Raw genomic sequence first — 20230 nt, 5'->3', positions numbered from 1 at the left:
CAAGGAGGCCGAGGATGAATACCCTGTTCTGGAAATACCTTCCGCTCAAGCCAGCCCTCTACCCTTGGGCCAACAAATTTTTCGGCCCCCGTTTTCTAAGCTGGACGACGCAGGCCGCGCTGCCGGTAGCGCAGCGGATGGCGCAGGGCGTCGTGGTCAACGACAAGATCTATGTTTTCGGCGGCGACGAGTTCAAGGAATACGCCGAAGGGCATGTCTTTACCAAACCCGCCGAAACCGTCTTTGTCTATGACACGCAGGCCAAATCGTGGGACACGGCAGGCCCCGTCAAGACCCCGCGATCGCACTGCGCCGCCTTTCGCCATGGCGAAAACAGGATCTGCGTCATGGGCGGGTTCGAAAAGGTTCCCGGCCAGTGGGCCAGAAGCAACAAGATCGAGTTCTTTGACTGCGCGACGCACACCTGGACCTCGGGAGGCAACTTTCCGGCGAACAGAAATCACTATGCGGCGGTTCTGGTCGACGATCGCTATATCTATGCCATCGGCGGCAGGCTTGATGCATCGAGCGATTTCGACCTGACCAATCAAGTCATCCGCCATGATCTGGAAACGAACGAGGTGTGCTGGCCCGGAACGATCGCCCCCTTGCCAACGCCGCGCGCTTCTCTGACGGCGGTGGTGGGCAAGGACGGTCTGATTTATGCCCTCGGCGGGCTGAACGACGCGGGCGATCTGGACACAGTCGAGGCCTTTGATCCGGCGGCGAATGAATGGCACAGCAAGGCACCGATGCTGATGCCCCGACGCGACTTTTCCGCCGTGGTTGGGCCCAGCGGCCATATCTACGTCCTTGGCGGCATGACCCAGGGCGCGTCGGTGCCATATGGCGAACGCTACGATCCGGCCCTGGACAGCTGGACCCCCGTCCCCGATTTGCCCGAGGCCCGGATGTATCACACGGCGGCCATTACGCAGGAAAACAGGATTTTCGTGATCGGCGGACAGTTGAAGGAAGACTGTTCCGCCGACCCGGTATTGATGGATTCGGTCTGGGCCACGACACAGGCCGTCACCGACTGATCGGGCCCGCGAAACGCCGAAAGCCCCCAGTCATGACACCGTGCGCGTTGGCGGTCAGGCCTCTTCGAGTTGCGACATGACCTCGTCGCTGGCCTCGAAGTTGGTGGTGACGCGCTGCACGTCATCGTCGTCTTCCAGCGCATCCACCAGCTTCATCAGCGCCTGCATGCCGTCCAGGTCCAGTTCGGTCGTGGTGCCGGGTTTCCAGATCAGCTTGGTCGATTCCGACTCGCCCAGTTCCGCCTCGAGCGCGGTGGACACCTCGTTCAGGTCGGTGTCCTGGCAATAGATCACATGCCCGTCCTCGGAGGATTCGACATCCTCGGCCCCGGCTTCGATCGCGGCCATCATGATGGTGTCGGCATCGCCCGCGCTGACGGGATAGATGATCTCGCCCTTGCGTTCGAACATGAAACCGACGCTGCCGGTTTCGCCCAGGTTGCCGCCGTTCTTGGTAAAGGTCGACCGCACGTTCGACGCGGTGCGGTTGCGGTTGTCGGTCATCGCCTCGACGATCACCGCCACGCCGTTGGGGCCATAGCCCTCATAGCGGATTTCTTCGTAATCCTCGCCTTCGCCGCCCACGGCCTTTTTGATGGCGCGTTCGATGTTGTCCTTGGGCATGGATTGCGAGCGCGCTTCCTTGACCGCAAGGCGCAGGCGCGGGTTCTTGTCAGGGTCGGGATCGCCCATCTTGGCGGCGATGGTGATCTCTTTCGAGAATTTCGAGAAAAGCTTGGCCCGCAGTTTGTCCTGACGGCCCTTGCGGTGCTGAATGTTTGCCCATTTGGAATGGCCGGCCATGGTATACGCCTCTTGCACGGATTGGATGATCTGCGCGCCTCTATAGGGCATCTGGGGCGGGCTTGCCAAGGGCGCGGCCAACTGGCCCCTTGGCAATTTCGCCGCGCCGCCGTAAGCCCCCGCCATGGCACGTTTCCTGATCTTGCAGTTGCGCCCCGAAGCCGAGGCCAGCGACGATGAATTCCAGGCCTTCCTGACCAAGGGCGGGCTGGACGAGGCGCAGACCCACCGCATCCGCCTGGATTGCGAGGACCTGCCCGGCGGGCTGGACCCGCGCGACTATGCCGGGGTGATCGTCGGCGGCGGCCCGGGCTGCGTGTCGGACCCGGCAGACAAGAAGACCCCGGTCGAGGCGCGGATCGAAAGCGCCTGCCTGTCGCTGATGCCCGCCATCACCGCCGATGACGTGCCTTTCATGGGCTGCTGCTATGGCATCGGCATCCTGGGCCACCACCTGGGCGCCAAGGTCAGCAAGGACCGCTATGGCGAGGCGGTTGGCCCGTCGACCTGTATTGCAACGCCGGACGGCCGGGCCGATCCCTTGCTGGCTGCCCTGCCCGATCGGTTCGATGCCTTTGTCGGCCACAAGGAAGCCCTGCAAGAACTGCCCCAAGGCGCGGTTCACCTGTTGTCCTCGGGGCCCTGCCCTTTCCAGATGATCCGCCACGGTCAGAACGTCTATGCCACGCAGTTCCACCCCGAAGCGGATGCCGCCGGGTTCGAAACCCGCATTCACATCTACAAGGACCGCGGTTATTTCCCGCCCGAAACCGCGGGCGATCTGATCGCCATGTGCCGCGCCGCTGATGTCACCTGGCCCGAAAAGATCCTCGAAGGCTTTGTCCAGCGCTATCGCTGACCGTTTCTAAAGCGGAAAGAACACCGGGATCAGCACCGAGGCAATGACCCCCATGATGATGTTCATCCCCAGCCCGATGCGCAGGAAATCGGTAAAGCGATAACCGCCGGGGCCATACACCAGCGTGTTGGTCTGATAGCCGATCGGCGTGGCAAAGGCGCAGGATGCCGCGATCATCACCGCCACAACCAGCGGGCGCGGATCGACGCCCACCGCCTGCGCCAGCCCGATGGCGATGGGTGTCACCACGACCGCCACCGCGTTGTTGGACACCGCTTCGGTCAGGGCCGAGGTCAGAAAGAACACCGACGCCACCAGCAGCACCGGCGGCAGCGTGCTGAGCGAGGGCGCAATCGCGTCGACGATCAGCTTGACCGCCCCGGAATGTTCCAGCGCCGCGCCGATGGCCAGCATCGAAAAGATCAGCGCCAGCAACTGGCCTTCGACAAAGGAAAACGCCTCATCCGCGTCGATGCAGCGGGTCAGCAGGACCACCGCGACAGCGATCACCGACAGCGCAAGGATGGGCGCGATGCCCAGTGCCGACAGGATGACGATGCCGGCCAGCGCCACCAGCGCGATGGGCGCATGGCCACGGCGAAAGGCGCGCTCGGTCGGGTGCGAGACATCGACCAGCTGCATTTCGTCCGCCAGGCGCTTGATATCGTCCGGCGCCCCTTCGAGCAGCAGGGTATCGCCGACCCGCACAACCAGCTGATCCAGCTGGCGGCCGATGTTCTGGTTGCGCCGGTGCACGGCCAGCGGATAGACGCCGAACCGGCGGCGCAGGCGCAACGCGCCCAGCGACCGGCCCACCATGCGGCAGCCCGGGGTGATCAGCACCTCGACGGTCGAGGTTTCCTTGGCCGAAACCTGGTCGACCCGCTTGAGCTCCTTGTTGCGCTGAAGCGACAGAAGTTCCGTCATCTGGGTGCGCAGAACCACCCGGTCCCCGACCTGAAGCGTCACCCCGTCAAGGTTGCGGCGCAGCGATTCATCGCCGCGGATCACGTCGATCAACCGCACGCCTTCGCGCTTGAACAGCTGCACGCCCAGCACTTCGCGCCCGATCAGGTTGCTGTCCGGGGGGATCACCGCCTCGGTAAAGAACTTCATCCGCGAACGGTCCTTGAGCATGCCCGCCATCGAGGTCCGTTCAGGCAGCAGGTAAGGCCCGGCCAGCGCCACATAGGCAATCCCGCAAACGACAAGGATCGCTGCCAGCGGCGTGACCTCGAAAATGGTAAAGGGCTCCAGCCCGCGGGTCCGCGCGACGCCGTCCACCAAAAGGTTGGTCGAGGTCCCGATCAGCGTGGTCGTGCCGCCAAGGATCGCCGCATAACTGAGCGGAATCAACAGCTTGGACGGGGCGATGCCAAGGGCGTTGGCGATCTGCACAAAGACCGGAAGCATCACCACCACGACGGGCGTGTTGTTCATGAAAGCCGAGGCCACCACCACGACACCGATGATCCCGGCGGTCGCCCGCCGGGGGCGTTTGGCCACCTGGTCCTGCGCATAGCGGGTAAAGACATCCAGAGCCCCGGTGCGCACCAGCGCCCCCATGACGATAAACATGGCCGCAATGGTCCAGGGCGCCGGGTTCGACAGCACGTCCAGCGCCTGATCATAGGGCAGAACCCCCATCAGTAGCAGCGCGCCGACACCGCCGATGGCGGTCACCTCGACCGGGTAGGCCTCGCGCACGAACAGCGCAAACATCACCACAAGCACCGCCAGCGCGCCCCACGCCTGACCGGTCTGGCTCAGTTCCATCAATTGCATGTCTGGCGTTATCCCTGTGGATGACTGGGGGGTTACAGCGGCTTTGCATCTTGAACGGTTGCGCCGGGCTCTACAAGGGCTCTTGGACGCGGCTGCACCAGGGCCATGCCCGCCAGCATGACGCCCAGCGCCGCCCATATCCAGCCGGAGTACCCCTCGGACAGAAACAGCATGGCCCAGCCGACCCCGAACAGCGTGACGAAATAGGACACCTGCACCGCAAAGACCGATCCGGCCAGCCCCACAAGCCAGACATAGCCCGAATAGGCCGCCGCATGCAGCACGGACGAGGCGATCAGCGCAATATCCGGCGCGCCCCAGGGCAGACGCGGGTCAATGAACTGTCCGCTCAGCAGCGCCAGCGGCAGGCAGATCAGCGCCCCCAAGGCCGAAGCCCCCGCCAAAAGCGCAACCGGCCCCAGCCCCGCGCGCCCGTATTTGGCGACGAAATTGCCCTCGAAGGCATAGCAAAGCGACGACAGCAGCGCGACAGGCACCCAAAGCAGCTGCACCTCGCGCGGCATCTGCGTATCGGGCAGGATCAGCAGCGCAACCCCGACCATGCCCAGCGACAGCCCCAAAAGGCGGCGCATGCGGAACCGCTCCAACCCCAGCGCCAGGGCAACGGGAAAGGCCAACATGGGGACCGAGCTGAGCAGGATCGACAAGATGCCCGAGGGCAGATGCACCGCCGCATTGTACGAGGCGATACCCGGCAGGATCGAGCCGATCAAGGCAATGATCAGGTAAAGCCGCAGGTGCACCGGCGCCAGCGACAGACGCGTGCCGCGCAGCGCCATGACCGCCAACAGGATCAGCGCCCCAAGGCTCATCTGCCAGAAAAGCAGCCCGAAATGGCGATACCCCTCGGACACGGCGATCTTGGACAAAGGCTGCGTCGCCCCCCAGGCCGCACCGATCCCGGCCAGCGCCAGGAATGGCAGAACGCCCGCGCCGCGCGCGCTCACGGGCCGCTCTGCTCCAGCCGGCCGCCCTGGCGGACCATCTTGATCGACACGGCCTTGCCTGTCTTGTCATCGGTTTCGACAAAGACCCCGGACAGCGTCGCCTCGCCCTCGGCGGGCTGGAAACGACCCTTGGCCATGCCGGTCACGAAACGGCGCATGGGCTCGGCCTTTTCCATGCCGATGACGCTGTTGTAATCGCCGCACATGCCAGCATCGGACAAAAACGCCGTGCCCCCAGGCAGGATCTGCGCATCGCCCGTCGGAACATGAGTATGGGTGCCGACGACCAGACTGGCGCGGCCATCGCAAAAATGCCCCACGCCCATCTTTTCGCTTGTCGCCTCGCAATGCACATCGACGATGATCGCCTGCGCCTGCCCGCCCAACGGGTGGCGCCGCAACACATCGTCCAGTGCCGAAAACGGATCATCAAAGGCGCGCTTCATGAAGACCTGCCCCAGAACCTGCACAACCAGAACCTTGCGCCCGCGCCGGTCACTGAACAACGCAGCCCCGCGCCCCGGCGCCTGCTTGGCAAAGTTCATGGGCCGCAAGATGCGCGGCTCGCCCTCGATATGGCCCAGCATGTCCTTCTGGTCAAAGGCATGGTCCCCCAGGGTGACCACATCCGCCCCGGCGTCCAGCAGCAGCTTGGCATGCGCCCCCGTCAACCCCGCCCCGTTCGAAGCGTTCTCACCGTTGACCACGACGAAATCCAGCCGCCAGTCATCGCGCAGCTTCGCCAGACGGTCCGCAATCCCCTGCCGCCCGGAGCGGCCCATCACATCGCCAAGAAATAGAAGTCTCATGAGGAACGAGGGTTAGTGCCAGAGGCGGCAAATGCAAAGCCCCAATTTGCACGCCGCGCCATGCCCTTGGCCGTGCAGGGGGCGCTGCCCCCGTCCTGCGGACTCCCCCGGGATATTTGAAGCACAAAGAAACACGAAGCGCGTCCTTGCCCCTTCTTCTTGGAAAAAATACTCCGGGGGAGCGCCAAAGGCGCGGGGGCAGAGCCCCCCTTACCTGCCGCACTCCATGGCGCGGCGCATGTTCGAGGCACTGTAGGCGCCAAGCGTCTGCGCCTTCAAAGCGGGATCAAACCGGACAGACATCACCTGTTTCCAGTCCCCGTCCGCTACGATCATCTCAAGGCCATCGCCACAATCACGGATTCCGCCCGCGATGTAGGACCAGCCAATCCGGTGATTTGTGAACCCTTGCGCTGCCGCCACTTCGCGCAATGCGCCGTTTTCATACCGCCAGACGCGCAGGGTTTTGGCCAAATGGGGCCGGTCGATATAGGCGAGCTCGATTTGCCCGTCGCCAACCAGATCGCCGCTGCCGATCGGAGCCAGCCAGCGATTGGCCCGGCCGATGAAAGGCGTCGCCGCCATCAGGCCCGCTTCGTTGTAAAGCGCCAACCTTGCGCCTTGCTCCAGATCGCTTTCGACCACCATGACAGCGGTGTTGCCCTGGCCCTCAAGATTGACCAGCCGCGGCGCGATGTCTTCGAACACGCGGGTTTGCGGCAAACGGATCACGACATTTCGGATGTCAGCGCTTTCGCAGTCCCGGCAGAAATCCACCCGAAGCCGCAAGGCCCCCCATTCGACCGCATCCCCCAGAACGCCATGCGCATAGCGGCCGGTCGGCTCGTCATAGCGGGCGTCAAGGATGAGATTGGGCGGTGCCGCCGCCGCAGGCGCCGCCGCGGCCAGCCACAGGCACGACGCCAACCGCGCGCCGCGGGTGAACCCGCTGCACAGGCGTGACAGCAGACGCGGCGCCCTGCCCAAGATCAGATCTGCTTTTCGGGCAGTTGCACAACCAGCCCGTCCAGAGCATCGGTGACCTTGATCTGGCAGGTCAGACGCGAGCGTTCCGGATCCGGCTGGTAGGCGAAATCGAGCATGTCCTCTTCCATGTCCTCGCGCGCCGGCAGCTTGGCCACCCAGTCGGGGTGCACGTAGACATGGCAGGTCGAGCAGGCGCAGGCCCCGCCGCAATCCGCATCGATTCCCGGAACGTTGTTGTCCCGCGCGCCTTCCATCACGGTCAGACCGTTGGCCACGTCGATGACATGTTCGGTGCCGTTGTGCTCGATATAGGTGATTTTCGCCATTGCGCCGCTCCTTAAGCCTTGTCGCGCTCTTACCTAATGCGCCTGCACAGTGCCTGCCAGTCCCTTTTGCGTCATCACGCGGCCCCTTTTCGCCAAGGTATGAATGTTCTATATTCGTTCCCATGCGACCCTCAGGATCAGACTGGTCCCGCCCGCCCTCTGCCGTGACCGCGGCGCAGCTGGTGCTGCCGCCGAACGGCGCGCGCATCACGGTGGCGGGGCTTGTGATTCTGCGCCAGCGCCCCGGCACCGCCAAGGGCGTGATCTTTCTGACGCTCGAGGATGAAACCGGGGTGGTCAACATCATCGTCTGGCGCAAGCTGTACGAACGGTTCCGCCGCGCTGTCATCGCCGGGCGGATGCTGCGCGTCACCGGCCGGCTTCAGCGCGAAAACAGCGTCACCCATATCATCGCCGAAGAGATTGAGGATATCTCGCAACTGCTGGACAGGCTTCTTGATCCCGCGCTTCCCACCGAAGGCCAAAACCGGTAGAGTGCCACGATACCAAAGGCACGTCAGAGGCCAGAGCAGTCTTGAAACCTTATCTCGTTCCCGCCGCGATGGTGGCCCACCTGGTCCTTGTCGCTGGCTGTTCGCATACCCCCGCTGCAGGCGGCGGGCGCAGTGATGCCGCGACCCGGTTGAATACAGCCGCCCCCACCGACCGCGACGATCTGGCCATCGCCGCGATCGAGGCCTCGGTCGATACGGCCCTGACGCCCCTGTCCGAGGTTGCCCCCGTCCGCCTGACACCGGTTCAACCTGCCGTCGCCAGCGCCCCCGCCGCGCCTCAGCGCAGCTGCTGGGCACGCGAGGCAACGCCCGCGGTCTACGAACAGGTCATGGGCGAAGTGCAGGTCGTACAGGCAGAAATCGCGCCCGACGGCACGGTTCTGCGCCCGCCGATCTACCGCAAGGCCCCCGTGCCGCGCGTCGTGCGCCCCCGTGCAGAGATCAAGTTCGAAGCCCCCTGCCCCGAGCAATTGACGCCCGAGTTCATATCCTCCCTGCAACGCGCCCTGGCGGCGCGGGGCTATTTTGCCGGCAACGTCACCGGGCGGCTTGATGCGCCCACGGCTGCCGCCTTGCGCAAGTACCAGGAGGAACGCGGCCTGGCCAGCGCGCAGCTGTCGCTGGAAACCGCGCGGTCGCTGGGATTGGTCGCGGTCAGCCAGACCAAAGGTTGAACGCCGCCCCCCGCCTGCCGGGGCCGGTCCGTGACACCCACGCCATCACACAACGAAAAAGGGCGCCCCGAAAGGCGCCCTTTTCGCTGTCTTGTCCCGGCGGTTACTCGGTCTCTTCGAGACCCAGCGCGACAAAGCGCGGATCACCGGCACGGCGCACCAGAAGCAGGATGGACTTGCGCCCCGCCTCGTTCGCCTCGGCGATGCGGTCCTCGAGATCGGACAGGGTCATCACCTGGCTTTGCCCCGCCTCGGTGATCACGTCGCCCGGGCGCAGGCCCTTTTCAAAGGCTTCCGTCGTCTCGTCGACAGAAATCACCACAAGCCCCTTGTCGCCTTCGCTCAGCTGCATTTCCTCGCGCAGCTCGTCGGTCAGCGGCTGCAGGGTCAGGCCCATCAGGTCCAGGCTCTGCGGCTCGTCCGGGGTTGCATCAGGCGAAGCCGAGGCCGGCACCGCAGACTCGGCCTCTTCGCGGCGGCCAAGCGTGATCTTCAGCGTTTCGGTCTTGCCTTCACGGTTGACCACGACGCGCACGGTCTTGCCGACCTGGGTGTTGGCGACGACGCGCACCAGCTGGCGGGTGTCGACCACGTCGACGCCGTCAAAGCTGACGATGACGTCACCGGCCAGCATGCCGCCGTCCTTGGCCGGACCATCCGGCACGTCGGACACCAGCGCGCCCGCGGCCTTTTCCAGGCCCAGCGCCTCGGCCACGTCCTCGGTCACGTCCTGGATGCGCACACCCAGCCAGCCGCGGCGGGTTTCCCCGAATTCGCGCAGCTGATCGACGACCTTCGTCACCACGTTGGACGCCATCGAAAAGCCGATGCCGATCGAACCGCCGTTGGGCGACAGGATCGCGGTGTTCACGCCGATCACGTCGCCGTCCATGTTGAACAGCGGCCCGCCCGAGTTGCCACGGTTGATGGCAGCGTCGGTCTGGATGTAGTCGTCATAGGTGCCCGACAGCGCGCGGTTGCGCGCCGACACGATCCCGGCCGAGACGGAAAAGCCCTGCCCCAGCGGGTTGCCCATGGCCATGACCCAATCGCCGACACGCGCCGTGTCGCTGTTGCCAAAGCTGACGAATTTCAGCGGGCCGTCAGCCTCGACCTTGAGCAGGGCGATATCGGTGTTCGGATCGGTGCCGATCAGCTGCGCGGGCAGTTCCTGGCCTTCGAAGAATTCGATCAGGATTTCATCCGCGCCTTCGATCACGTGGTTGTTGGTGACGATGAACCCGTCCTCCGAGATCACAAAGCCCGAACCCAGCGCCGAGGACCGGCGCGGCCGGTCGCCATCGCGGCCGCCGTTGCGGTCCTGGAATTCACGGAAGAAGTCTTCGAAGGGCGAGCCTTCGGGCACAATGCCTTGCGGACCGGTGCGGCCCGCGACCACCGTCGACGTGGTGATGTTGACCACGGCCGGGCTGATGCGTTCGGCCAGATCGGCAAAGCTTTCGGGGACGCCGCGCGCCTGGGCCATCAGGGTTTGCGAAATGATCAGTACCATCGACAGCGTGGACAGCCAGAACACCCGCAGGGGTGTGGCCCGATCACGCATCAAAGCGAGGGATTGCGGTTTCACTTGGAACTCCTTGTCTCTGCCAGCCGGTGCGCGTCGAATGCGTCGCCGCCTGCCTCCTGTAGTCACTGTGACAAAGATAGGTGCGATTGCGCAACACCAAAGGCAGGAAATCCCGACCTCGCGCAACTGTGAGGGCGGCAAGACGCCGATCGCCCCCTGTCAAACGCGGTCGACGCGGGCCATTTGCGGGGCTAAACCTAACCCTGCGCACCATTTTTCCAAACCCGAAAGCCCTGCTTGATGAAAACGCTGATCGTCACCGCCCATCCGCTTGCGGACAGCCTGTGCCAGCATCTGGGGGGCTTTGTCGCCGAACAGCTGGCGGACAAGGGCCACGAAGTGACCCTGTGCGACCTTTATGCCAGCGGCTTTCAGCCCGCCCTGACCAAAGCCGAGCGCCGCGGCTATCACACCGGGCCATCCGGCACGCCCCCCGCCGCCATGGCCGCCGATCTGGCACAGGCCGAGCAACTGGTCCTGGTGTTTCCGACCTGGTGGTTCGGCGTGCCGGCCATTCTGAAAGGCTGGTTTGACAGGATCTGGGCGCCGGGCGTGGCCTTTGACCACAGCAGCGGCTTTGGCCCGATCACGCCGCGGTTGCTGGCCCTGAAACGGGTGGTGGTCGTCACGACGCTGGGGTCGCCCTGGTGGGTCGATTGGCTGGTGCTGCGCCGCCCGGTGAAACGGGTGATCAAACACGCGCTGATCGGCCCCTGCACCAAGGGGTGCCGCCTGAGCTTTGTGTCGCTTTACCAGGCCGAGACTGTCGCCCCGGCGCGGCTGGCCCGTTTCAAGGCCCGCATCGCAAGGGCCTTGGGCTGAACGGGCCGCCCTGGCCCTAGCCCTTGACCAGCCACAGGATCACCAGCCCTGTCGCCAGTGTCACCAACCCCAGCGCACGCCGCGATTCCAGCGGCATCTCGCGCAGCGCCTCAAGCAGGCGTTCGACAAGCGAAGGGGCCAGTGCGTACACCAGCCCCTCGATCACGAGGACCATGGCGATCCCCGTCAGTATGTCGGACCCGGTCACTGACCTGCGGGACCAGCCGTTTCGCTCTTGAAGTAGTCAAAGAACTGGCTGTCCGGGGTCATGACCATGGTCGAATTGCCGCCCTTCAACGCCTTTTCATAGGCCTGAAGCGACCGATAGAAGGCGAAGAACTCGGAATCCGCACCATAGGCCGTTGCAAAGATGCCGTTGCGTTCCGCGTCAGCCTCGCCTCGGATCACGTTGGCTTCCTTGTCGGCCTCGGACATGGTTTCCACCACGGTCCGGTCGGCAAGGGCGCGCACGCGCTGCGCCGCTTCGTTACCGCGGGCGATCTCGTCCGCCGCTTCGCGTTCCCGCTCGGCGCGCATCCGGGCAAAGGTCGCCTCGAGGTTCTGCGCCGGCAGGTTGGTCTGCTTGAGGCGCACGTCGACCACGTCCAGCCCCAGCGACAGCGCTTCGGCGCGGGCCTGATCGCGGATGCGGGTCATCAGTTCGCGGCGGTCTTCGGACAGGATCGTGTCCGAGGTCACCTGATCCGCACCCAGAACACCACGGATGGTGTTGTTCAGGATGCCCTGCAAAAGGCGTTCGGCCTGGGCGGTGCCGCCGGTGCTGACGGCCTGGCGGAATTGCACCACGTTGGCGATGCGATACCGGGCAAAGGCGTCAACCACCAGTCGGCGGTCGTCCGACGGCGTGACCTCGATGGTTTCGGTATCCAGCGACAGGATACGGTCGTCATAGCGCACGACCTCCTGGATCAGCGGGATCTTGAAGGCCAGGCCCGGGTCTTCCTTGACGGCCTTGATCTGGCCGAACTGAAGCACAAGCGCCTTTTCGCGTTCGTCCACCACAAAGACCGACGACAGCGCCGCCACCAGGACGATCACCAGAACCGGCAGGATGTAGGTTGTCTTTTGCATATCAGTTCTCCCCCCGGCGCAGCTCGTTCAGCGGCAGGTAGGGAACGATGCCGCCCCCATCCGATCCGGTCAGCGACTGATCGAGGATCATCTTGTCGACATCGCCCAGAACGTTTTCCATGGTTTCCAGGTACAGACGGCGACGGGTCACTTCGGGGGCCTTCTGGTATTCGGTCAGAACCGCGGAAAAGCGGCTGGCCTCACCCAGGGCTTCGTTGACGACCCGTGCGCGGTAGCCTTCGGCAACCTGCACGGTCTGTGCCGCCTGACCACGCGCCTCGGCCACCACACGGTTGGCATAGGCGTCGGCCTGGCGTTCCAGCCGGTCACGTTCCTGTTCGGCGGCCTGCACTTCGCGGAAGGCGTCGATCACCTCGCGCGGGGGGTCGGCCTTGTCGAGGTTGACACGCACCACGGTGATCCCCGAGTCGTATTCGTCCAGCGTCGCCTGGATCTGCTCTTCGGCGGTCTGGGCGATCAGGCCCCGGTCGCGGTTGAGGATCGGCGCAAGGTTGCTGGCCGCGATGATTTCGCGCATGGCGGATTCGGACACCGCCTGCACGGTTTCCGTCGGCTCTGCGATGTTGAACAGCAGCTTGGCGGGGTCGCTGATGTTCCAGACCACCTGGAATTCGATGTCCACGATGTTGGCATCGGTGGTCAGCATCAGCCCGTCGTTGCCAGCCCGGCCGCTGCCGATGGCCTCGGTCCGTTCCGAGGTCACGTTGACCACGTCATAGGTCACGAAAGGCCAGGGCGCAAAGTTCAGACCCGGATTGCCGGTGCTGGAGTATTCGCCCAGGAAAAGCTCGACCGACTGTTCTTCGGGACGCACGGTGTAAAAGCTGCCAAAGGCCCAAAGCCCGACCAGCGCCACGATGCCAAGCCCCACGGTCCCCTTGCCAAAGCTGGGTCCCTGTCCGCCGCCACCGCCGGTGCCGCGCCCGGAATTGCCGCCGCCGCCCATCAGCACGCGCAGCCGTTCCTGGCCCTTTTTCATCAGCTCGTCGATCTCGGGGATCTGGTTGTTGTCGTCAGGCCTGCGCCCGCCGCCACCGTTCTGCGGAGGCCGGCCATTGCCGCCCCCTTGCGAGCCACCGCCGCCCCCCCAGGGGCCGCCGCTGTTTCCTGCCATGAAGCCGTTTCCTTCCTTGGTCTTTTCAATTCACTGCTGTTGCAGCTTAACCTGTGCGTTTTCGTCTGAAATTCAAGCGCTGCGCACCGGGTTTCGCATCGTCACGATTTCCTCGGACATGGTGGGGTGTACCGCCACGGTCCGGTCAAAGTCTTCCTTGGTTGCGCCCATCTTGACCGCGATGCCCGCCAGCTGGATCATTTCACCCGCTCCCGGCGCGACGATATGACAGCCCAGCACCTTGCGCGTGGCCTTGGACACGATCAGCTTCATCAGCACCCGGTCGGGGCGCTCGGCAAAGGCGGTCTGCATGGGCCGGAACGAGGTGCAGTAGACCTCGATCTCTTCCTGGTCGCGCGCCTCTTCCTCGGTCAGGCCGACGGTGCCCAGTTCGGGCTGGGTGAAGACGGCCGAAGGGATCAGGTCGTGATCCACCTTGGTCGGGTTGCCCTTGAACACGGTTTCGACAAAGGCCATGCCTTCGCGGATCGCCACCGGGGTCAGGTTGACCCGGTCGGTCACATCGCCAATGGCGTAAACCGAGGGCACCTTGGTCTGGCTGTAGTCGTCCACGACGATCTGGCCATTGCGGCCCAGCTCGATCCCAAGATCCTCCAGCCCCATGTCCGCCGTGTTCGGCTTGCGCCCGGTGGCAAAGAACACCGCGTCAAAGTCGCGGATTTTGCCGTTGGTCGCCTTGACCCGGATCGGAGCGCCGACCTTGCGGACCTCCTTGACGCCATCGGTGCCGCCATATTGCGTTGCCTCGACCGGGGCATCCATGCCCTGTTCGCCCGCTTCGTCACAATGCATTTCGACGATGTTGGTGCCGGTGTGCAGGTCGATGCCGCGTTCTTTCATCGACTCGGCGATCAGCCCGCGCGCCTCTTCGTCAAAGCCGCGCAGGATCTGCGCACCGCGATAGTATTGCGTGACCTCGACCCCCAGACCGTTGAGAATGCATGCAAATTCACAGGCGATATAGCCGCCGCCGATGATCAGCACCGATTTGGGCAGTGCATCAAGGTGAAAGATGTCGTCCGAAACCATGCCCAGATGCGCATTGGGCATGTCGGGGCGCACCGGGCGCCCGCCGGTGGCGATCAGGATGTGCTTGGCGGTCTTGATCTCGCCTGTGGACAGCTCGACGGTGTGGGCATCCTTCAGCCGCGCGCGGGCGTCAAAGGTTTCCACACCCGATCCCGCCAGCAGCCTGCGATAGACCCCTTCAAGGCGGTCCAGCTCAGCCTCGAGCTTGGTCCGGAAGTTGGTCCAGTCAAAGGTGCCATCCGCGATGTCCCAGCCATAGGCGCGCGCCTCGGCGGGGGCATGGGCGTATTCGCTGGCAAAGACCATCAGCTTTTTCGGCACGCAGCCGCGGATCACGCAGGTGCCGCCATAGCGGTCCTCTTCGGCCAGGGCGACCTTGGCCCCGGTTTCGCCCGCCGCGACGCGCGCCGCGCGCACCCCGCCCGAACCGCCGCCGATTACAAAGAGATCATAGTCGAAATCGCTCATGGGTCTTCCTTTGGCCGTCTTGGATTGGGTATTTCACATGGGGCAGCGGTTGACCAGACGCTAGGTGTCGCCGGGCCACGGGCCTTCACGATGGTGTCACGGCTGGCATGGGGCGCAACCCGCGCCCCGCGCCCGCCTAGCGACCGTTCTGCGAAAAATGCTGGTAGTCGCGGGACGAAGACCAATCGCCGCCCCAGCCCCAGCCGCGCGCCTTGAAGGCGCGGGTCACCGGCCCGTCCGGCAACACGATCCCCGGCACATCGCCGGTGCGTTCATCGGCACCGTCAAAGGATTTCCCCGCCTCGGGCGAGGTATAGCCGCCTTTGACATAGGGGTTTTGCACCGGGTTGATGTCCATCGCCTTGCCAAAGGCGTGCTGCGACAACCGGTTGGTGCCGCCGACCACCCGGCAGTTGAAGGCGCTGGTGTTGTTTGCCGCCATCGACCGGCCATCGTCGCCCATGAACAGATGCACGGGGCGCATCAATTCGATCTGAAAACCGGCTGCATGAAGATCGGCAAAGATATCGAGCACATCCTCTGCCACATCGGCGGCGACGATCATCTCGCCCACGGCGCCTTGCCCCTGGAAATCCAGATGCGGGATGGACAACAGGCGCAGCGCCTCGCGACCCGGGCAACCCATCCCGGCATGCCATGACACGCCGTCCATCCGCGCCCAGACCGCATCGGGGATCGGGGCCTGGGTGCCGCGCAGGTCCTGCGCCCACAAGGGACCCGCCACGAAGAGGAAAAGGATGATGCTGCGGACCATGGAACGCATGGGGATTACTCCTGCCCAGGATGGGGCAAGAGTAGCCTGATGTCTGCGCGCAGGGAAAGCCGGGAAAACCGGACCGGCCATCCCGGACCGCGCGCGATCAGATGTCCTTGAACAGGTTGTCGTCCTCGACGAAATCGACGCGGCCTTCGGACACGGTGCCGGCGTTGATGTCGCGCACTTCGACGCGGCCATCGCCATAGCCGATCACCACCTGGTCGCAAATGTCGATGAACAGACCGTTTTCGACGACGCCCGGGATCTGGTTCAGCACCATCGCCATCTGGCGCGGGTTGCCGATGCGGCCCAGGTGCAGGTCAAGAATATGGTTGCCTTCGTCGGTGACAAAGGCCCGGTCGCCGTTCATGCGCAGGCTGGTCTGGCGGCCCATCACGTCCATCGACACCATGGTTTCCTCGATCAGGGCCTGCGTGGTCTGCCAGCCAAAGGGGATCACCTCAACCGGCAACGGAAAGCTGCCAAGGTGTTCCACCTCTTTGGCGGCGTCGGCGATCACGATCATCTGGTCGCTGGCGGTCGCCACGATCTTTTCCTGCAGCAGCGCGCCGCCGCCGCCCTTGATCAGCGACAGGTTGCTGTCGAATTCATCGGCGCCGTCGATGGTCAGATCCAGCCACTTGGCCTCGTCCAGCGAAATCACCTCGATCCCGACGTCGCGGGCCAGATCGGCTGTGCGGGTCGAGGTCGGCACGCCGCGGATCTTCAGCCCGTCTTCGCGGACCATCTCGCCAAGGCAGCGCACCAGCCAGGCGGCGGTCGATCCGGTTCCAAGTCCGACGCGCATGCCGTCCTCGACGAATTCGGCGGCGCGTTTGGCGGCCACGAATTTGGCCTTGTCGATTGGCGAAAGCTCTCCGGTCATTGTCATCCCCTGTCCTGAACGGTTGGCAGCGCCGCCCTTATAGGACGCAACCCCGGCGGGGGCGAGAGACAATTGGGCGCAATCCGCGCCCGCCGCCCCGTTTTGCACTGGCGTCCGCCGCAAAGCTGGATAGGGTCCTGCCACATGACCCTTGTTCTGCATTACGCGCCCGACAATGCCTCGTTGATCGTGCGGATTGTCCTGGAGGAGCTTGGCCTTGCCTATTCCACCCGGCTGGTGGATCGCAGCCAGCGCGCCCAGGACAGCGCCGCCTATCGTTCCATCAACCCTGCCGGCCTGATCCCGGCGCTGGAAACCCCGCAGGGCGTTATCTTCGAAACCGGGGCAATCGTGCTGTGGCTGGCCGATCGCCATGGCCGGATGGCCCCGGCACCGGATGCGCCAGAGCGCGGCGATTTCCTCAAGTGGCTGTTCTTCGTGTCCAACACCGTACACGCCGGGCTGCGCATGACCTTCTACCCCGAAAAATACGCCGGGGCCGAGCCATCGGCGCAAAGCGCGCTGCGCGCCACCCTGCGGGCCCGGCTGCGCGGCGATTTCCACCTGCTGGATACGGCGCTGGTGCAAAGCGGCGATGACTATTTCGGCGGCGACGCGCCCAATGTGTTGGACATCTATCTGGCCGCCCTGATGCGGTGGAGCGCGCTTTACCCGCAAGGGCAGACCGGCTGGTTCGACATCCAGTCCCATCCCGCCCTGTGGGAGATGGCGCAAGCGCTGGAGCAGCGTCCCGCCACGCGCGCGGCGCAACGGGCCGAAGGATTGGGGCCGACGCCCTTTACCGCGCCCAGCCTTGCCAATCCGCCTGAAGGCAGCGCAACCTGACACCTGCGCCTTTCGTGCGCCTTTCGTCGTTTTCGGCACATGGGCAGGGGCGCATCCGGTCTATGTCAGGACCAAAGCCAAATCCCGGAGCGCGCGCCATGTTTCTTTCGGTTTTCGACATGTTCAAGGTGGGTGTCGGCCCGTCCTCGTCCCATACCATGGGGCCGATGGTGGCCGGGGCGCGGTTCCTTGACCGGTTGCGCGCCCAGCCGTTCACGGCGCATGGGCTGCGCGCATCGCTGCATGGATCACTGGCCTTTACCGGCGTTGGGCATGCGACCGACCGCGCCACGGTGCTGGGCCTCGCCGGGTTTGCCCCCGACCGCTATGACCATGACAAGGCCGAGGCCGCGCTTACGCGGATTGCCGAGACCGGCGAGGTAACGCCCGAGGGGCTGCCGCCGCTGAAGTTCAACCCCAAGGAAGACCTCAAATTCGATTTCGGCCCTGCCCTGCCCGGCCATGCCAATGGCATGATCCTGATGGCGACCGACGCGCAGGGCGACGTGATCTTGCAGGATACCTATTATTCCATCGGCGGCGGTTTTGTCCTGACCGAAGCCGAACTGGCCGCCGGCAAGGACACGGATGAGGGCGCGCCGGTGCCCTACCCGTTCAAATCCGCTGCCGAAATGCTGCAGATGGCCGCCGCCTCGGGCAAGAGCATCGCGCAGATGAAGCGCGCCAACGAACTGTCGCGCCGCCCCGCGCGCGATCTGGACGATGGCATCGCGCGGATCTGGGAAGTGATGAACAGCTGTATCGAGCGTGGGCTGGAAGGCACCGGCATCCTGCCCGGCGGGCTGAAAGTGCGGCGGCGGGCCAAGGGCATCCACGACCAGTTGATGGCCGAGCGCGGCATGAACCTGCAAGCGCCCCACACCATCAACGACTGGATGAGCGTTTACGCCATGGCGGTGAACGAGGAAAACGCCGCCGGTGGGCAGGTGGTCACCGCGCCGACCAATGGCGCGGCGGGCGTGGTGCCCGCGACGATCCGCTATTGGCTGGACCATTGCCCGGGCGCGTCGCGCAGCGGCATCCCTGATTTCCTGCTGACCGCGGCGGCGATTGGCGGGCTGGTGAAATACAACGCCTCCATTTCGGGGGCCGAAGCGGGCTGTCAGGCCGAGGTCGGCAGCGCGGCGGCCATGGCGGCGGCGGGGCTGTGCGCGGTGATGGGCGGCACCCCCGAGCAGATCGAGAACGCCGCCGAGATCGCGTTGGAGCATCATCTGGGCATGACCTGCGATCCGGTCAAAGGGCTTGTCCAGGTTCCCTGCATCGAGCGCAACGGGCTGGGCGCCATCAAGGCGGTGTCGGCGGCGTCGCTGGCGCTGCGCGGCGACGGGCAGCATTTCGTACCGCTCGATTCGGCGATCGAGACGATGCGCCAGACCGGTCAGGACATGCACGAGAAATACAAGGAAACGTCGCTGGGCGGCTTGGCGGTGAATGTGCCCAATTGCTGAAGCGGCGCCCGGGGATGGCGAGGCCTCCGGCGGGAGTATTTGCACCAAGAAGAAGCGCAGGTGCGTTTGGTCAGATGGGCTTGCCTTGATCGGCGTTAGATGAGACTGGGGCGCCATGCAGGTTGAAACTTTGATCCTTGGCGCCGGCGCGGCCGGCATGATGGCGGCGGCCCATGCAGGGCCGGGTGTTCTGGTTGTGGATCACGCCAAGGCGCCGGGGGAAAAGATCCGCATTTCCGGTGGCGGGCGCTGCAATTTCACCAACATGCATTGCGATGCGCAGGCCTTTCTGGGCGGCAACCCGCATTTCCACAAATCCGCGCTGGCGCGCTATACGCAGTGGGATTTCCTGGACCTGGTAGGGCAGCATGGCATCGCCTGGCACGAGAAAACGCTGGGCCAGTTGTTCTGCGATGACAAGGCGACGCAGATCGTGGCCATGTTGCGCGCGCAGATGGACAAGGCGGGGGCCGCGCTTTGGCTGAAGACCGAGGTCAAGGGGCTGCGCCATGCGGACGGGCTGTTCCATGTGGCGCTGGACCGCGAGGGGCGGCGCGAAAGCGTTGTGGCGCGCAACCTGGTCGTGGCCACCGGCGGCAAGTCGATCCCCAAGATGGGCGCCACCGGGCTGGCCTATGACATCGCGCGCCAGTTCGATCACGCGGTGACCGAAACCCGCCCCGCGCTTGTGCCGCTGACCTTTGACAACGCGCGCTTTGCCTCGATTTCCGGGGTGTCGCTGCCGGTGCGCGCCTTTGTCCCCGGCGCCAGTTTCGACGAGGCGCTGCTGTTTACCCACCGCGGGCTGTCGGGCCCGGCGATCCTGCAAATCTCGTCCTATTGGCGCGAGGGCGAGGAGATTGGCCTGGACCTTTTGCCGGGGCTGGACCTTGCCGCGCATCTCAAAGCGGCGCGCAGCGGCAATGGCCGCAGGGCGCTGACCACCGAACTGGGCGCAGTGCTGCCCGCGCGGCTGGTCGGGCTGCTGGGCGCGGACATGGACCTGACCGGCAACCTGGCCGACCTGTCGGACAAGAGAATCGCCGCCCTTGCCGAAACCCTGAAAGACTGGCGCCAGAAGCCCAGCGGCAGCGAAGGCTATCGCACCGCCGAGGTCACGCTGGGCGGGGTTGCCACCGACAAGGTCAGCTCGTCCAGCATGATGTCACAGCAGGTCGCGGGCCTGTATTTCATAGGCGAGGCGCTGGATGTGACCGGCTGGCTGGGGGGCTACAATTTCCAATGGGCCTGGTCCTCGGCGGTGGCCGCCGGGCGTAATATCGCCAACGGCGGGCGCTAGAACTTGCAGCTAACTTTACGGAA

The 20230-nt window shown here is 64.8% G+C and carries 21 protein-coding genes; 8 read left to right on the top strand and 13 right to left on the bottom strand.

Translation table 11 applies throughout. From position 1 onward, the window contains the following. Positions 1-14 precede the first annotated feature (14 nt). Complete coding sequence (locus QF118_RS09995; RefSeq protein ID WP_282298922.1) at positions 15-1043, top strand: Kelch repeat-containing protein; 1029 nt, start codon at positions 15-17, stop codon at positions 1041-1043. A gap of 54 nt (positions 1044-1097) precedes the next feature. Here the strand turns inward: QF118_RS09995 and QF118_RS09990 are convergent, their stop codons facing one another. Next, entirely contained in the window at positions 1098-1847 is a 750-nt protein-coding gene (locus tag QF118_RS09990) for a YebC/PmpR family DNA-binding transcriptional regulator (protein WP_282302450.1), read from the bottom strand. 124 nt (positions 1848-1971) lie between these two features. Here QF118_RS09990 and QF118_RS09985 point away from each other — a divergent pair, with 124 nt between their 5' ends. Next, a complete protein-coding gene (locus QF118_RS09985; protein WP_282298921.1) occupies positions 1972-2706 on the top strand; it encodes a glutamine amidotransferase in 735 nt (244 codons plus the stop codon). Positions 2707-2712: 6 nt separating this feature from the next. On the opposite strand, the gene QF118_RS09980 is transcribed toward QF118_RS09985, so the two are convergent. From QF118_RS09980 to QF118_RS09960, 5 genes are all read right to left on the bottom strand, one after another. After that, positions 2713-4491: an SLC13 family permease gene (locus tag QF118_RS09980; RefSeq protein ID WP_282298920.1), complete on the bottom strand. Its 1779-nt coding sequence runs from the start codon at positions 4489-4491 to the stop codon at positions 2713-2715. A 32-nt stretch (positions 4492-4523) separates the two neighbouring features. Next, positions 4524-5459 carry a DMT family transporter gene (locus QF118_RS09975; RefSeq protein ID WP_282298919.1) on the bottom strand — a complete coding sequence of 312 codons (936 nt, stop codon included), beginning with the start codon at positions 5457-5459 and terminating at the stop codon, positions 4524-4526. Further along, on the bottom strand, positions 5456-6268 hold the full coding sequence (locus tag QF118_RS09970; protein ID WP_282298918.1) for a TIGR00282 family metallophosphoesterase: 813 nt from the start codon (positions 6266-6268) through the stop codon (positions 5456-5458). The genes QF118_RS09975 and QF118_RS09970 overlap by 4 nt, the downstream gene beginning before the upstream one ends. A gap of 210 nt (positions 6269-6478) precedes the next feature. After that, positions 6479-7255 carry a VCBS repeat-containing protein gene (locus QF118_RS09965; protein ID WP_282298917.1) on the bottom strand — a complete coding sequence of 259 codons (777 nt, stop codon included), beginning with the start codon at positions 7253-7255 and terminating at the stop codon, positions 6479-6481. 2 nt (positions 7256-7257) lie between these two features. Next, entirely contained in the window at positions 7258-7581 is a 324-nt protein-coding gene (locus QF118_RS09960; protein ID WP_282298916.1) for a 2Fe-2S iron-sulfur cluster-binding protein, read from the bottom strand. Between the two features lie 122 nt (positions 7582-7703). Here QF118_RS09960 and QF118_RS09955 point away from each other — a divergent pair, with 122 nt between their 5' ends. Together QF118_RS09955 and QF118_RS09950 are read left to right on the top strand one after the other, a co-directional pair. Next, positions 7704-8075, top strand: coding sequence for an OB-fold nucleic acid binding domain-containing protein (locus tag QF118_RS09955; protein ID WP_282298915.1), 372 nt, complete (start codon positions 7704-7706; stop codon positions 8073-8075). Positions 8076-8116: 41 nt separating this feature from the next. Then, a complete protein-coding gene (locus QF118_RS09950) occupies positions 8117-8770 on the top strand; it encodes a peptidoglycan-binding domain-containing protein (RefSeq protein WP_282298914.1) in 654 nt (217 codons plus the stop codon). Positions 8771-8873: 103 nt separating this feature from the next. Here QF118_RS09950 and QF118_RS09945 read toward each other — a convergent pair whose 3' ends face one another. Further along, positions 8874-10334: a DegQ family serine endoprotease gene (locus QF118_RS09945; RefSeq protein WP_282302449.1), complete on the bottom strand. Its 1461-nt coding sequence runs from the start codon at positions 10332-10334 to the stop codon at positions 8874-8876. Between the two features lie 264 nt (positions 10335-10598). Between QF118_RS09945 and QF118_RS09940 the strand changes: the two genes are divergently transcribed. Next, the gene (locus QF118_RS09940; protein ID WP_282298913.1) at positions 10599-11180 is read left to right on the top strand and encodes an NAD(P)H-dependent oxidoreductase; all 582 of its coding nucleotides are present in this window, start codon (positions 10599-10601) and stop codon (positions 11178-11180) included. A gap of 16 nt (positions 11181-11196) precedes the next feature. On the opposite strand, the gene QF118_RS09935 is transcribed toward QF118_RS09940, so the two are convergent. The 6 genes from QF118_RS09935 to rpiA all read right to left on the bottom strand — a co-directional run bounded on the left by QF118_RS09935 (position 11197) and on the right by rpiA (position 16589). Further along, complete coding sequence (locus QF118_RS09935) at positions 11197-11388, bottom strand: DUF2065 domain-containing protein (RefSeq protein WP_282298912.1); 192 nt, start codon at positions 11386-11388, stop codon at positions 11197-11199. Then, on the bottom strand, positions 11385-12272 hold the full coding sequence (gene hflC / locus QF118_RS09930; protein WP_282298911.1) for a protease modulator HflC: 888 nt from the start codon (positions 12270-12272) through the stop codon (positions 11385-11387). The genes QF118_RS09935 and hflC overlap by 4 nt, the downstream gene beginning before the upstream one ends. A 1-nt stretch (position 12273) precedes the next feature. Then, positions 12274-13407 (bottom strand): FtsH protease activity modulator HflK, encoded by a 1134-nt coding sequence (gene hflK / locus QF118_RS09925; RefSeq protein ID WP_282298910.1) that lies wholly within the window; start codon positions 13405-13407, stop codon positions 12274-12276. A 72-nt stretch (positions 13408-13479) separates the two neighbouring features. After that, positions 13480-14925: an FAD-dependent oxidoreductase gene (locus tag QF118_RS09920; protein WP_282298909.1), complete on the bottom strand. Its 1446-nt coding sequence runs from the start codon at positions 14923-14925 to the stop codon at positions 13480-13482. Positions 14926-15061: 136 nt separating this feature from the next. Further along, on the bottom strand, positions 15062-15709 hold the full coding sequence (locus tag QF118_RS09915; RefSeq protein WP_282298908.1) for a M15 family metallopeptidase: 648 nt from the start codon (positions 15707-15709) through the stop codon (positions 15062-15064). Between the two features lie 97 nt (positions 15710-15806). Next, on the bottom strand, positions 15807-16589 hold the full coding sequence (gene rpiA, locus QF118_RS09910; protein ID WP_282298907.1) for a ribose-5-phosphate isomerase RpiA: 783 nt from the start codon (positions 16587-16589) through the stop codon (positions 15807-15809). A 144-nt stretch (positions 16590-16733) separates the two neighbouring features. Here rpiA and QF118_RS09905 point away from each other — a divergent pair, with 144 nt between their 5' ends. The 3 genes from QF118_RS09905 (at position 16734) to QF118_RS09895 (ending at position 20207) form a co-directional block, all read left to right on the top strand. Beyond that, the gene (locus QF118_RS09905) at positions 16734-17435 is read left to right on the top strand and encodes a glutathione S-transferase family protein (RefSeq protein ID WP_282298906.1); all 702 of its coding nucleotides are present in this window, start codon (positions 16734-16736) and stop codon (positions 17433-17435) included. Positions 17436-17533: 98 nt separating this feature from the next. Continuing rightward, entirely contained in the window at positions 17534-18907 is a 1374-nt protein-coding gene (locus QF118_RS09900) for an L-serine ammonia-lyase (protein ID WP_282298905.1), read from the top strand. Positions 18908-19022: 115 nt separating this feature from the next. Next, positions 19023-20207: a BaiN/RdsA family NAD(P)/FAD-dependent oxidoreductase gene (locus QF118_RS09895; RefSeq protein ID WP_282298904.1), complete on the top strand. Its 1185-nt coding sequence runs from the start codon at positions 19023-19025 to the stop codon at positions 20205-20207. The last annotated feature ends 23 nt before the right edge of the window (positions 20208-20230 follow it).

The sequence above is a fragment of the Tropicibacter oceani genome (genome assembly GCF_029958925.1).
GTDB lineage: Bacteria > Pseudomonadota > Alphaproteobacteria > Rhodobacterales > Rhodobacteraceae > Pacificoceanicola > Pacificoceanicola oceani.
The sequence above is the reverse complement of the archived record's forward strand: the minus strand, read 5'-3'. Positions and strand labels throughout refer to the sequence as shown.